Raw genomic sequence first — 13,474 nt, 5'->3', positions numbered from 1 at the left:
GCTCATGCGAGCGATCGCCGCGCGAGGGGCATCAGAACGCGATGTTGGTGCGCACGCCGACCACGAACGTGTTGCGCAGCGGCTTCGTCGGATCGTTAGGATTCTGCCCGGCGCCCGCGTTGAACGTGTATTGCGCGTCAGCTTGCAGCATCCACCAGGGTGCAATCTGATACTGATAGGTTGCTTCGAGCGCGGTTTCGCTGCTGCGAACGCCGTACGGGCCGCCGCTGATTGCCAGGTTATCCTGATCGATCCCGCGCGCGTGGCTGCCGACCTTGATGTAGGTGAGCGCAAGACCAGCGCTGTCATTGTCGCGGCCGGCGAACGGCGCCTTCAGCACGACGCCCAGGTTCGCCGCGAGGCTCACGAGATTGCGGTCGCCCGGCGCGCCCATCACGCGCGCGAATACGCCGAGGCTGCGCGCGCCGCCGGGATCCGGACGCCAGATGGTCTGATCGGCGACCGCGTAGAAGCTGTAGTCGCCGCGATGGTTCGCGGCGACGCCGGTGGACGCAGGGCTCGCGAGCGACACCCCGTTGTTGTCGTAGCGCTGATCCGCAAAGCGGCCATTGTTGTACCAGACGCCGATCTTGTAGGTGCCCGGCAGTCCGCCGCGAGCAGGGGATGCCGCCGCGCCTGCCGCAGTGGCAGCGTCCGCTTCGTCAGGTTGATTGATCGCATACTGCAACTCGCCGATGAACAGCGTGCCGTTATGCAGATTGAAGTTGGTGCCGCTGCGGTTGTTCGGATTGTTGCCGAGCGGATCGCCGTCGAACACGCCGGCAAGCGCCGTCAACGAAGGCGTGATCTGTCCGCGCACGCGCACGCCGAGCGCCGACAGCGGATACGCGGGGCCGCCCGACGGCATGTCGTACGAAGGCAGCGCCGGCCAGCCGAACATCGTGTTGATGAAAAGCGCGGAGTACGTGCTCGAGATGAATTCCTGATCGATGCTTTGCTGACCGATCTTCACATCGACGCGTTTGTTCAGGAACGACTGCTGATACCACAACTCCCAAAGACGCGTGGTGTCGTCCGCTTCGATGCCGCTTGCGGTGTTCAACGTGCCGAGCTTGTCGCTGCTGAGATTGCGTCCGTGAATCTGCAATGCGCTGACGTTGAACTGACCGCCCGCGAGGCCAAAGGCCTTTTCCGTATCCAGTTGCAATGTTGCGGTCGTTACGCCGTCGTAAGCGACGCCGCGCGCGAGGCCGCCGCGCAGGTTGCCGAGCAGTTCGCTGGTTTCCGTGAGCGCAAAAGTCACGCCGTATTTGCCGAGCCAGGGCCGCAAGCCGCCCATGTCGCCGAACAGTTGGTCGCGGCCCCAGAGTCCCGCTTCATTCGCCGGCGCGTTGTTCGCATCCGCCGCCTTCGCCTGTGTGCCTTCGCCTGAGGCATCGGGACTGGTTTGCGCAAAAGCCGCGCCCGAAACGGAAGCCCACGTCAGTGCCGCGCACAACGCCGTGCGGCGCAGCAACAGGAGGGGCGCTCGCAGGACGGTGCTGTCGTTTGCCGGGCTAATGTGGCAAGGGCCAGGGAAGTTGGCAACGCGTCGAATGGATCGGGCGAACTTCATAAAAATGCCTTTAATGTTGTTGTGGATTGCCCGGCGTCTCGCTTCGTTGGCTGTTTCATGTGCCTGAGGTGCCTGAGGTGCCTGAGGTGCCTGAGGTGCCTGACGTGCTTGAGGCGCTGAACGTGCGCGTCCGGGCATCGGTTCGCGGAAATGACGGAATGGGCGTGATCGTACCGACGCGGGTTGGGGGCGTCAACGAGACCGGCCGACGCGCGTCCGCCCGCGAGAAGTTCACAAATTGATGATTTCGCGCGAACGCACGGTGACGTGGCTTGTCGAAACCGCACGAGTTTTTGCAGCCACTTACAAGGAGTTACATCATGAATAAGCGCGTCCTCTTGATTTCGTTGCTGGCAAGTGCTGGCGTTGTCGCAAGCGGCGTCGCAAACGCACAGTTGAATCTCAAGCAATTCGGCATTGGCGGCGCGCAAACCTCGGCGGATGCGGGCGGCGCGGCGTCCCCGGGCGGTCTGTCGCAGCTATTGCAAACGTATGTGGGCGCGAATCAGCAAGTGCTGAGCGGACAGTCCACGCTGGCGTCCGCAATGGGCTTGAGCGGCGCGGCCGGCCAGGCGCAGCAGGCGGCCGGCTTGCTGAGCGGCGGCGGCACGCCGTCTGTGAGTCAGTTGACGCAGGTCGGCAGCACGCAGCAGTCGCTGTCGCAAACGCTTACACAGGCTTTCGCGAACCGCGCAGGCGGCGCGAGCGGTGGCTCGCAAGCGCCCGTCAACAAACAGGCATTCACAGAGGGCCTCTCGTCGCTCGCCAAAGGCGTGAACCAGTATTCGAGCATGCAGTCGGGGCTCGGCAGCATTGGGCAGATGAATCCGTCGTCGCTGTTGCAGGCCGGCATGAACCCGCAGACCATGCAAAGCGCGTCGTATATCGCGCAGTCGGCGCCAGGGCAGTTGCAATCGCTGATGTCCACCCTCAGTTCCGCGGTACAGTTTGCGTCGAGCCACGGTATCAGCGTGCCGCAGATCGCGACGTCGGCACTCGGAGGCGGGCAGTAGTACAACGAAAGCCATATCACTGGATCAATGCCGATGTCACACACACTGAATCTGGACAACTACTTCAAGCGCATCGGCTACAAGGGGCCGCGCGCAGCGACGCTCGAGGTACTGCAGGCCATACACCGCCTGCATCCACGAGCCATTCCGTTTGAGAACCTTAACCCGCTCGCGCGTCGCGCGGTGAAGCTCGACCTCGAATCCGTCGAAAGAAAACTTGTCGACGATCGTCGCGGCGGCTACTGCTTCGAACAGAACACGCTGCTCGCGAATGTGCTTCAGGAGCTGGGTTTTCGCGTGACGCCGCTGCTCGGACGCGTGCTGTGGGGCCGTGAGCCGGACGCGGTGCCCCCTCGCACGCACATGGTGTTGCAAATTGATCTGGATAACGAAGCATGGATCGCCGACGTGGGCTTCGGCAGCGTCACGCTAACTGCGCCGCTGCGCCTGTCTCCAGGTCTCGCGCAGCACACCGAACTCGGCACCTTCCGGCTCGCGGACGCCTCGCACAACGCGCTGTACCTCGAAGTGCAGGCACGCGACGAAACATGGTCGCGGGTGTATCGCTTCGACTTGCATCCGGTGGAGTGGATCGATTACGAAACCTCGAACTGGTACACGTCGACCTCGCCAGAAGCGATTTTCGCGAGCAATCTGATCGTGTGCCGCGTGTTGCCCGAAGCGCGGCTCACGCTGCTCAACGATCAACTGAACGAACGTGCGGCAGACGGCAGTCTTCTCGCCGGGCAGCGCCTCGCGAATGCCGACGAACTCGCGGCCTGTCTGCGCGACCGCTTCGGTCTTAACACCGGCGATATCGACATTGCCGGCCTCTTCGAGCGCGTGCGCAGTCAGGCGGATTCCGCCTGAGCCGCAAGCAACGGCCATGGTCGCGCGCCTCGTGGTGCAAACCGTGCTGTGGCTCGCGGGCATGGGCGTGCTGCTGTTCGGCGCCGCCGGCACGCTCGCGTGGCCGGCCGCGTGGTGGTATCTGATCGAACTTGGCGTATTGAGCCTGTGGATCGGCCTGTGGCTCGCGCGCCATGATCCCGCGTTGCTCGCGGAACGTCTCGCGCCTTTCGTGCAGAAGCAGCAAAGCCGCTGGGACCGGCTCTTCATGGTGGCCGTGGCATGCGTGTGGTGCGGCTGGCTGATCGCGATGGGGCTCGACGCGATGCGCTTTCGCTGGTCCGCGCCGCTGCCCGTCGCGCTGGTGAGCCTCGGCTCGCTGTGCGTGCTGGTCTGCATTGCGATGTGCCGCTTCGTTTTCGGGGCGAACAGCTATGCGGCTCCGGTCGTGAAGATCCAGGCGAGCCGCGGTCACAAGGTGATCGACAGCGGCCCGTATGCGCACGTGCGTCATCCGATGTATTCGGCGGCGCTGTTGTTCTTCGTGGGCACGCCGTTGCTGCTCGGCTCGTGGTGGGGCCTCGCGTTCGTTCCGGTCATGGTGTTCGGGCTCGGCTGGCGCGCGGTGCGCGAAGAGCAGGTGCTTGCCGAGCGACTCGATGGCTATACCGCGTACATGGCGCGCGTGCGCTTTCGCTTCATTCCCTTCATCTGGTAGACGCACCGGTCGCCGCACCTTGGCGGCGCACGCGTGAACCTGTCTAGACAAAATGCACCGCGTCGAAGCATCGCCAGATTTGCCGTGGCTGCTTGCGACTGTCTCCGTGAGTCCCCGAAAGCCCCGTTCCGCCTTGATCTCTAGGGGCTTACCCGATGATTGGCGCAATTTTGCGCGAATCCTCTTGCGACAGCTTTTTGACTCATGCAGACTTGTCTATACAAATTAAGCGGCGGTTAAACATTCGGCTCGACGGTTTCCTCAATCAAGGAGTTTCGACGTGAAAGTGAAACGCACCACGGCAGCAAAAGCATTGATCGGCGCCGTGTTCGGCGCCGCGGCGATTTTTGCGGCACCGGCACAGGCCAAAGACTGGAAGACGGTGACGATCGCGCTGGAAGGCGGCTACGCCCCGTGGAACCTGACCTTGCCCGGCGGCAAGCTCGGCGGCTTCGAACCCGAACTGGTCGCCACTCTTTGCGAGCGCATCAAGCTGCAATGCAACCTGGTCGCGCAAGACTGGGACGGCATGATCCCCGGCCTCCAGGCGGGCAAGTTCGACGTGCTGATGGACGCCATTTCGATCACGCCGGAGCGCGAGAAGATCATCGCGTTCTCGAAGCCGTATGCAGCCACGCCGGCCACCTTCGCCGTCGCGGATGCCAAAGTGCTGCCCAAGGCCGCGCCGGGCGCCGCCGTCGTCAAACTCTCGGGCGATCCGAAAGCCGATCAGCCAACCGTCGACGCACTGCGCAAGCAGTTGAAGGGCAAGACGATCGGCATCCAGTCCGGCACCGTCTATACGAAGTTCATCAACGAGGGCTTCAAGGACATCGCCACGATCCGCGTCTACAAGACCTCGCCGGAGCGCGATCTGGATCTGGCGAACGGCCGCATCGACGCTTCGTTCGACGATGTAACGTATTACGCCGCGAACGTCGACAAGAAAGAAACCGCGTCGATCGCAATGGCCGGCCCCAAGATCGGCGGCCCGATCTGGGGCCCGGGCGAGGGCCTCGCGTTCCGCAAACAGGACGCCGACCTCAAAGCCAAATTCGACACCGCGATCAGCGCGGCGCTTGCCGACGGCACCGTCAAGAAGCTGTCCGCCAAGTGGTTCAAGACCGACGTCACGCCCTGATTCAGGAAACTTCGCAGCAAGCGGCACGTGCGGGCGCGAGCTCGCGCGTGCGGCTGGTTCATCGGCTGTCATGAACGAGAGGTAGGCAATGGCTCTGATACAGATGCTCGGCTTCGGGCCGGAAGGCTGGGGCGGCGTGCTGCTGCTCGCGGCCTTGATGACCGTCGCGCTTACGCTGGCGGCGCTTGCGGTCGGCGCCGTGTTCGGCGCACTGGTCGCCGCGGCCAAGCTGTCGCGCGTGCGCGTGCTGCGCGTGATCGGCGACATCTATACGACGGTGTTTCGCGGCGTGCCCGAACTGCTCGTCATCTATCTGTTCTACTTCGGCGGCTCCACGCTCGTGACCACGGTCGGCCAGTGGTTCGGCGCCGAAGGCTTTGTCGGCGTGCCGCCGTTCGTGATCGGCGCGCTTGCTGTCGGCATGATTTCGGGCGCTTACCAAGCCGAGGTGTATCGCTCGGCGGTGCTTGCCGTGTCGCGCGGCGAACTGGAAGCGGCCCGTTCCATCGGCATGCCGACCCTGACCATGGCGCGCCGCATCCTGATTCCGCAAGTGCTGCGTTTTGCGTTGCCGGGCATCGGCAATGTCTGGCAGTTGAGCCTGAAGGATTCCGCGCTGATCTCGGTTACGGGTCTTGCCGAACTGCTGCGCACGAGCCAGGTGGCGGCGGGCTCCACGCATCAGTACTTCACGTTCTTCGTGGTCGGCGGCGCGCTGTATCTGCTGATGACCAGCATCTCGAACCGGGTCTTCAACCACGCCGAGGCGCGCGTGGGCCGGTCCTTCAAGCGCAACTTCGCGCGCAACTGACGGCAACGGCATCATGAACTTCGACTTCGACTTTCTGCTCGATACGGTCAGGCAATTGCTCGCCGCCGTGCCCACCACGCTCGGCCTGTTTTTCTGCTCGCTGATTCTCGGCGGATTGCTGTCGCTCGTGATCGTCACGATGCGCGTGTCGCCGCACTGGCTGCCCAACCGCTTTGCGCGCGCCTATATCCTGGTCTTTCGCGGCTCGCCGCTTCTGATCCAGATGTTCCTCGTCTATTACGGCATGGGCCAGTTCGGCGTGATTCGCGAGAGCTTTCTCTGGCCGGTGCTGCGCGAGCCGTACATGTGCGCGGTTTTATCGCTTGCCTTGTGCACGGCCGGCTATACCGCGGAAATCATTCGCGGCGGCCTGATGGCTGTTCCCGTCGGCCAGATCGAGGCGGGTTATTCGATTGGCCTTTCGGGTTTCGCGCTGCTGCGCCGCGTGATCGGTCCGATCGCACTGCGCCAGTGTCTGCCGGCGTATTCGACAGAAGCGGTGCTGCTCGTCAAATCGACGGCGCTCGCGAGTCTCGTCACCGTGTGGGAAGTGACGGGCGTCGCGCAGCAGATCATTCAGCAAACATATCGCACGACTGAAGTTTTCATCTGCGCCGCGCTCATCTATCTGTTTCTGAACTTCGTTATCGTGCGCGCGCTCGGCATGCTCGAAACGCGTCTGTCGCGGCATCTGCGCGCGGCGCCGCAGCCGTTGGCGCCGAAGCGCCCGGTGTCCGCCACCACCGAAGCACGCCGCGCCGCGCCCTGAGCGCCGGCCATTACGGATGAACCTGGAGAATTCCATGAACGCTACGGCACCTGTTGCACTGTCGGTTAAGAACATTCACAAATCGTTCGGCGATCATCACGTGCTCAAAGGCATTTCGCTCGACGCTCATCAGGGCGACGTGATTTCGATTCTCGGCGCGAGCGGTTCGGGCAAGAGCACGTTTCTGCGCTGCCTGAATCTGCTCGAGACGCCCGATGAGGGTTCGGTCGCGCTCGCCGGCGAAGAACTGAAAATGAAACGCCGCGGCGACGGCAAGCTGCAACCTGGCGACCGCCGTCAGGTCGACCGTGTGCGCTCGCAGCTCGGCATGGTGTTCCAGAACTTCAACCTCTGGTCGCATATGACCGTGCTTGAAAACCTGATCGAAGGACCAATGCGTGTGCAGAAACGCAGCCGCGCAGAATCGGTGGAAGAGGCCGAGGCGCTGCTCGCGAAAGTCGGTCTCGCGGAAAAGCGCGGTCACTATCCGGCGCATCTGTCGGGCGGTCAGCAACAACGCGTGGCGATTGCGCGCGCGCTGGCTATGCATCCGAAGGTCATGCTGTTCGATGAACCGACTTCCGCGCTCGATCCGGAACTGGTCGGCGAAGTGCTGCGCGTGATGCGCTCGCTTGCCGAGGAAGGCCGCACGATGCTCGTCGTCACGCATGAAATGGGTTTCGCGCGTCACGTGTCGAATCGCGTGATGTTCCTGCATCAAGGGCAGGTAGAAGCGGAGGGCACGCCCGACGAAGTATTCGTCGAATGCAAGTCCGAGCGCTTCCGGCAATTCGTGTCGAGTCACCACGACCGCACGACGAACTGAGCGGCGCATCGTCAGCAGATCGCCGCATTGCAGGCGGCATTCAACACCTCACTTAACACGTTACTTATCGCGCAGAGCACCATCATGGCCGTGATCCGTTCCGATCGTCCACTCGACTGGGCACAGGTGGCGGCAGTCGCCGCAGGCGAGCCGCTCGAGCTTTCCGCCGACGCCCGCGCGCGCATCGCGGCGGCGCGCGTGCTCGTCGAGCAGATCGTCGAGCGCGGCATCCGCGCTTATGGCGTGAATACCGGCGTGGGCGCGTTGTGCGATGTGATCGTCTCGCCGACCGAGCAGCGCACGCTGTCGCGCAACATTCTGATGAGCCACGCTGTCGGCGTCGGCGCGCCGCTTGGCGTTGCGGAGACGCGCGCGATCATGGCCGCCGCGGTCAACAATTTCGCGCATGGGCACTCGGGTATCCGCCTCGAAGTGGCGGATCAACTCGTGGCCTTGCTCAATGCCGATTGTCTGCCCGAAGTCCCCGCGTTCGGTTCCGTCGGTTATCTGAGTCATATGGCGCATATCGCGCTGGTATGCATCGGCGAGGGACATGTGCGGTATCGCGGCGAGCGTCTGAAGGGCCGCGACGCGCTGCGTCTGCTCGGCCGCGAGCCGCTCGTGCTGGAAGCGAAAGAAGGCTTAAGCCTCATCAACGGCACGCCGTGTGTGACCGGACTTGCGGCGCTTGCGCTCGCGCGTGGTGTGCGGCTGCTCGACTGGACCGATCTGGTCGCGGCCATGAGCTTCGAGAATCTGCGCGGCCAGCTCGCCGCGTTCGCTGAAGACTCGCTCGCCTTGCGCATCTCGCCGGGGCTCAACCTGGTGGGCGAACGCATGCGCACCGCGCTCGCCGACAGCGGCATTCTCGCGGCGGTGGTCGGCCAGCGCACGCAAGACCCGCTCAGCATGCGCACCATTCCTCATGTGCACGGCGCCGCACGCGACGTGCTTGCCGCGACCGCGGAGGTGGTGAACCGCGAACTCGCGTCGATTACCGATAACCCGATCGTCGCCGGCACGCCCGAAGACCCGCGCGTGTATTCGCAGGCGCATGCGGTGGGCGCATCCATTGCTCTTGCGATGGACAGCCTCGCCACCGCGATCGCACAGGTCGCGGCGATGGCCGAGCGGCGTCTCGACCGCCTCGTCAATCCGCTCGTGAGCGGCTTGCCCGCTTTTCTCGCCGAGCCGGGCGGCACGTGCTCCGGCTTCATGATCGCGCAGTACACGGCGGCGTCGCTCGTCGCGCAGAACCGGCGTCTTGCGCTGCCCGCGAGTCTCGATGGCGGCATCACGTCGGGCTTGCAGGAGGACCACCTGTGTCACGCTACGCCCGCCGCGCTCAAGGCGCTGGAGATCGTCGACAACGCGGGGCGCATCGTCGCAATCGAACTGCTGGCCGCGGCGCAAGCCTACGATCTGCAAGCCGGCGACGCACCCCGCGCGCCGCATACGCAAGCCTTGTGGCAACGCGTGCGGCAGATCGTGCCAACGTATCGCGACGACCGTCCGCTCGCCGACGACATGAGCGTCGCGTTCCAGATGATCGCGGGCGAGGCGCCGCCGCCGCTGCCGGGTCCGGGTAAGATCAAGCCGCATAACGCAACGCCAGGCGGCGGCACGGAGTTCGTTGCAGGCGCATCGATCGCGGGCGTGGCCGCTGCGAGTGTTTTTCCGGCAGCCGCGAACAGCCCCGGCAACATGCTGGGCACGGCGCACGTGGCCTGATTCGACGAGGCCAATGCGCAGGCTATCCGCGGGTCAACTGGCGCTTCCTGCGGGCGACGGGCGGCACGACGGCGACGACCCAAACCACCCCAACCACCCACGAGGTCGGTGTGAACACAATTACAGATACTCAGGAACAGGGGCACAACCCGGCGCAGCCTGGCGCGTCGGGCGCGGGCGTTGCTCAGCATGCCGCTTGCAAGGAGACTCCGGCGAAAGCCATGCCCGCATATGAGCAGATCAAGCGCTACGTGATCCGGCGCATCAGCGACGGCGACTGGAAGCCGGGCGGGCTGATTCCTTCCGAAATGGAACTGGTGAAGGAGTTCGGCGTGGCGCGCATGACCGTGTCGCGCGCGCTGCGCGAGTTGACCGCCGAACGCGTGCTGACGCGTGTGCAGGGTTCGGGTACCTTCGTCGCGCCGCAGCGGTACGAGTCTACCGTGCTGGAAATCCGCAACATCGCCGACGAAATCGCCGCGCGCGGACATCGTCATTCGGCGCGCGTGTTGATGCTCGAACCGAGCGACGATCCGCAGGCGCTCCAAGCACTCGGCCTTGCCAGCGGCCCCGCATTTCATTCGTGCATTGTCCATAGCGAGGAGGGCGAGCCGATTCAGTACGAGGATCGCTACGTCAACCCAAAGGTGTTTCCCGAGTATCTGCAACAGGACTTCACCGTCGAGACGCCGAATCACTACATGGTGCGTCTCGCGCCGATTCAGCGCGCGGAGTTTCGCATCTATGCGCAAAAGCCCGACGCATATGTGCGGCGTCATCTGTCGATGGAAATCGGCGAGCCTTGCTTGCTGCTATGGCGTCGCACGTGGGTAGGGGACGATGTCGCGACGTCCGTGCAGTTATGGCATCCGGCGTCGCGTTTTCATCTGGCGGGGAATGTCTAGCTGACGAGCGGGGCGTTGCCTCGCTGTCAACGAACGCATGGCGTCAGCCTTGCCGTTGCGACAGATCGGGCGAGAAGCGGCAGCCGAGCCGGTAACGCGAACCTGGATGCACGAAGCGCGCGAAGGTGACAGCAATGCCGCTCGTCCACGTTCGCCGCACGAGCGTAAGGCAGGGTTCTTCCGCGCGAATGCCGAGCAGTTCCGCCTCGGCGCGCGTGGGCAGTCCCGCGTCGACGATGTGTTCGACGTCGTGCGCCGGCACCGTTTCGTATAGATATTCCGACGGCCTGATCACCGAGAAATCCTGCTGCAGAAAATCCGGCGCGATGGCGGGGTTCACGTAGCGGTCTTCCAGTTGCACCGGCAGGCCGTTCTCCCGATGCACGCAAATCACATGAAAGACCGAAGCGCCAGGCGCGAGCCCTAACGCATTCGATACCACGACAGACGCGGTCTCGCGCTGCAAAAGCACCGTGCGGTAACTGTATTCGTGTCCACGCGAACGGATCTCGTCGCCGATATGCGCGATCATCAGCAGCGTGGATTGCGGCCTTGCCTGCGCAACGAAGGTGCCCACGCCCGAGACGCGCGTCACGAGCCCTTCATGCGCCAGCTCGCGCAGCGCACGATTGACCGTCATACGCGAGACGCCCAGCGTCGCGACCAGATCGAGTTCGGAAGGCAGGCGCTCGCCGGCGCGCCGCGCGCCGGATTCGATAATGCCGCGAATGTGATGCTTGACCTGCTCATAGCGGGCAGCCGGCGCATGCGCTGCGGCGCGTGCGCTTTTAGCCGCGTCGGCTAGCGGCCTCTCGTCGGCATGGTGGCTCTTGCTGCGAAGCATGGCGGACATCGGCAGCCCCTTTCACGGTTTGCGCATTGCGAAGCGCAGTGCGCGCGCTCATAGCGTGTTAGCGTCGTCGGGGCCGCGCGCCCAGAATGCGTTGCGGTCGAAGTAGTTTTGCAGGAACTGCCGCAAGCGCGGCTGTCCGGAATCATGAAAGACCTCGCGCGGTTTGCCCTGCACGGCAATGCGTCCTTCGTCGATGAACACGACCTTGTCCGCGACTTGCGCAGCAAAGCCCATTTCGTGCGTGACGACGGCCATGGTCATGCCGTCGCGTGCGAGCTGCTTCATCACTTGCAGTACTTCGCCGACCAGTTCGGGATCGAGCGCGGACGTGGGTTCGTCGAACAACATGATGTGCGGCTCCATGGCGAGCGCTCGCGCGATCGCCACGCGCTGCTGCTGCCCGCCCGAGAGCTTCGCCGGATAGGCATCGCCCTTGTGCGAAAGGCCCACGGTTTCCAGCATTTTGTTCGCGCGGCCGCGCGCTTCGTCGTGCGACAGACGCCGCACGCGCAGCAGCGCTTCCATCACGTTGCCGAGCGCCGTCATGTGCGGCCATAAATTGAACTGCTGAAACACCATGCCGACGTTGCGCCGCACACGGTTGATGTCCGCCTGCGACGCACGCGCGCGGCGGCCGTTGCGCTCGCTATAGCCAAGCAGTTCGCCTTCTATGCGCACGTCGCCGTGATCGTAGGTTTCGAGCGCGGCAAGGCAGCGCAGCAGCGTGCTTTTTCCTGAGCCCGAAGGACCGATGATGCACACCACTTCCGAGCGCGCAATCTCGAGATCGACGCCGCGCAGCACTTCCACGTCACCGAAGCGCTTGCGCAGATCGCGGACTTCGATCAACGGTGCTAAGCGCTGTGCGTCGGCAACGGTGGATGCGGAAGAGGGCATGTCGGCAATGGCGTTCATGATGGGATCCAATTCCTTTATGCCATGAAACGGGCGATGCGTGCTTCGGCCCACATGCCCGCGCGCGAAGTCAGTTCGACGAGCGCGAGATAGCACACGCAGAGCATGAGCAGGGTCTCGACGAAAGCAAAGGTCGCCGAGCCGATGCCGGTCAGCACGAAAGTCAGCTCGGGCACGGTGACGATAGACAGCACAGCCGTTTCCTTGCTGAGCACGATGATCAGGTTCGTGAGCGCCGGCACGATGAGCACGAGCATTTGCGGCATCTGGATGCGCAGCACCGCTTGCGTGCGCGTCAGGCCGAGGCACGACGCTGCCTCGAGATGACCCGGCGGCACTGATTGAAATCCCGAGCGGAACGCCTCGGCGAAATAGGCGCCGCCGTAGAGGCCGAGACCGAGCACGCCGGCTGTCATGGGCTCGAGTGTGAGGCCGAACGACGGGCCGCCGTAATAGAGCAGAAATAGTTGCACGAGAAAGGGCGTGCCGCGAAAAAGCTCGATATAAAAGCGCAACAGGCCGCGTACCCAGCGTCCGCAAAAGAGCTGCAGCACCGCAATGACAAAGCCGATCAGCATGCCGATGACGACACCCGCGGCCCAGGTGCCGAGCGTCGTCGCAAGGCCCGCTGCAATCGGCTGAAGATTGTGCGTGATGACGGTGGGATCGAACTGTTGCATCGCATGCGCTCCGGTCGATCAGGCGTGCTTAAGACGGTACTCGGCGGCATGCGCGACGAGTGCGAGCGCGCCGCAGATCACGAAGTAAATGAGCCCGGCGGCGAGATACGCTTCGAGCGGCCGGTAGGTGCTTGCCGCAATGTTCTGCGCGGTGCGCGTCAACTCCGCGACGCCCACCACCGAGATCAGCGACGAAGCCTTGATCAGCAGCACCATCTCATTGACGAGCGACGGCAACGTCAGACGGAACGCCTGCGGCACGAGAATGCGCCGCAGCGTGTCGAACGGCGATAGGCCGAGCATGCGCGCGGCTTCGACATGGCCCGGCGGAATGCTGAGAAAACCGCCGCGCAGAATTTCAGCGATGTACGACGCGGAGCACAGCGACACGGCGCTGATCGCCGCAACGAGCGGTGCGACGTTGATGCCCGCGAACGGCAGCAGGTAGTACACGAGCAGCAGTTGCACGAGCATCGGCACGCCGCGAAAGAAGAACACGTATGCACCGCCGAACCGTCGCGCCGCGCGATTGCCCGACAGCCGCGCCGCACACACGCCCACCGCCACGAAAAAGCCGATGAACAGGCCCGTCAGCGAAACGCCGATGGTGGCGAGCGCCGCGTGCAGCAGCAGCGGCATGCCCTGAACGAAGACGGTCGTGCTGAACATGAGCGTCGCCCTCGCTGA

14 protein-coding genes are annotated in these 13,474 nt (G+C 63.9%); 9 read left to right on the top strand and 5 right to left on the bottom strand.

The genetic code is table 11. The features are described from left to right. Nucleotides 1-31 precede the first annotated feature (31 nt). The gene (locus A3AC_RS0119195; protein ID WP_025600869.1) at nucleotides 32-1,576 is read right to left on the bottom strand and encodes a carbohydrate porin; all 1,545 of its coding nucleotides are present in this window, start codon (nucleotides 1,574-1,576) and stop codon (nucleotides 32-34) included. 320 nt (nucleotides 1,577-1,896) lie between these two features. Between A3AC_RS0119195 and A3AC_RS0119190 the strand changes: the two genes are divergently transcribed. The 9 genes from A3AC_RS0119190 to hutC (A3AC_RS0119150) all read left to right on the top strand — a co-directional run bounded on the left by A3AC_RS0119190 (nucleotide 1,897) and on the right by hutC (A3AC_RS0119150) (nucleotide 10,339). Further along, nucleotides 1,897-2,589, top strand: a complete 693-nt coding sequence (locus A3AC_RS0119190) for a hypothetical protein (protein WP_025600868.1) — start codon at nucleotides 1,897-1,899, stop codon at nucleotides 2,587-2,589. 33 nt (nucleotides 2,590-2,622) lie between these two features. Continuing rightward, complete coding sequence (locus A3AC_RS0119185) at nucleotides 2,623-3,459, top strand: arylamine N-acetyltransferase family protein (RefSeq protein WP_025600867.1); 837 nt, start codon at nucleotides 2,623-2,625, stop codon at nucleotides 3,457-3,459. A gap of 16 nt (nucleotides 3,460-3,475) precedes the next feature. Next, nucleotides 3,476-4,156, top strand: a complete 681-nt coding sequence (locus A3AC_RS0119180; RefSeq protein WP_025600866.1) for a methyltransferase family protein — start codon at nucleotides 3,476-3,478, stop codon at nucleotides 4,154-4,156. A gap of 280 nt (nucleotides 4,157-4,436) precedes the next feature. Then, on the top strand, nucleotides 4,437-5,297 hold the full coding sequence (locus A3AC_RS0119175) for a transporter substrate-binding domain-containing protein (protein WP_025600865.1): 861 nt from the start codon (nucleotides 4,437-4,439) through the stop codon (nucleotides 5,295-5,297). A gap of 88 nt (nucleotides 5,298-5,385) precedes the next feature. Next, nucleotides 5,386-6,108: an ABC transporter permease gene (locus A3AC_RS0119170; RefSeq protein ID WP_025600864.1), complete on the top strand. Its 723-nt coding sequence runs from the start codon at nucleotides 5,386-5,388 to the stop codon at nucleotides 6,106-6,108. A 13-nt stretch (nucleotides 6,109-6,121) separates the two neighbouring features. After that, nucleotides 6,122-6,877: an ABC transporter permease gene (locus A3AC_RS0119165; RefSeq protein ID WP_025600863.1), complete on the top strand. Its 756-nt coding sequence runs from the start codon at nucleotides 6,122-6,124 to the stop codon at nucleotides 6,875-6,877. 34 nt (nucleotides 6,878-6,911) lie between these two features. After that, complete coding sequence (locus A3AC_RS0119160; protein ID WP_025600862.1) at nucleotides 6,912-7,703, top strand: ABC transporter ATP-binding protein; 792 nt, start codon at nucleotides 6,912-6,914, stop codon at nucleotides 7,701-7,703. Between the two features lie 84 nt (nucleotides 7,704-7,787). Continuing rightward, a complete protein-coding gene (locus tag A3AC_RS0119155; RefSeq protein ID WP_025600861.1) occupies nucleotides 7,788-9,434 on the top strand; it encodes an HAL/PAL/TAL family ammonia-lyase in 1,647 nt (548 codons plus the stop codon). A gap of 221 nt (nucleotides 9,435-9,655) precedes the next feature. Beyond that, a complete protein-coding gene (hutC, locus tag A3AC_RS0119150; RefSeq protein ID WP_025600860.1) occupies nucleotides 9,656-10,339 on the top strand; it encodes a histidine utilization repressor in 684 nt (227 codons plus the stop codon). Between the two features lie 43 nt (nucleotides 10,340-10,382). Here the strand turns inward: hutC (A3AC_RS0119150) and hutC (A3AC_RS0119145) are convergent, their stop codons facing one another. From hutC (A3AC_RS0119145) to A3AC_RS0119130, 4 genes are read right to left on the bottom strand one after another with little or no spacing between them, the layout of a single operon-like run. Beyond that, entirely contained in the window at nucleotides 10,383-11,192 is an 810-nt protein-coding gene (hutC, locus tag A3AC_RS0119145; RefSeq protein ID WP_025600859.1) for a histidine utilization repressor, read from the bottom strand. Between the two features lie 48 nt (nucleotides 11,193-11,240). Then, a complete protein-coding gene (locus A3AC_RS0119140) occupies nucleotides 11,241-12,107 on the bottom strand; it encodes an amino acid ABC transporter ATP-binding protein (RefSeq protein ID WP_025600858.1) in 867 nt (288 codons plus the stop codon). 17 nt (nucleotides 12,108-12,124) lie between these two features. Beyond that, complete coding sequence (locus A3AC_RS0119135) at nucleotides 12,125-12,787, bottom strand: amino acid ABC transporter permease (RefSeq protein ID WP_025600857.1); 663 nt, start codon at nucleotides 12,785-12,787, stop codon at nucleotides 12,125-12,127. Between the two features lie 18 nt (nucleotides 12,788-12,805). Further along, on the bottom strand, nucleotides 12,806-13,456 hold the full coding sequence (locus A3AC_RS0119130; RefSeq protein ID WP_025600856.1) for an amino acid ABC transporter permease: 651 nt from the start codon (nucleotides 13,454-13,456) through the stop codon (nucleotides 12,806-12,808). Nucleotides 13,457-13,474: the final 18 nt, after the last annotated feature.

It is taken from the genome of Burkholderia sp. WSM2230, assembly GCF_000472445.1.
GTDB lineage: Bacteria > Pseudomonadota > Gammaproteobacteria > Burkholderiales > Burkholderiaceae > Paraburkholderia.
The sequence above is the reverse complement of the archived record's forward strand: the minus strand, read 5'-3'. Positions and strand labels throughout refer to the sequence as shown.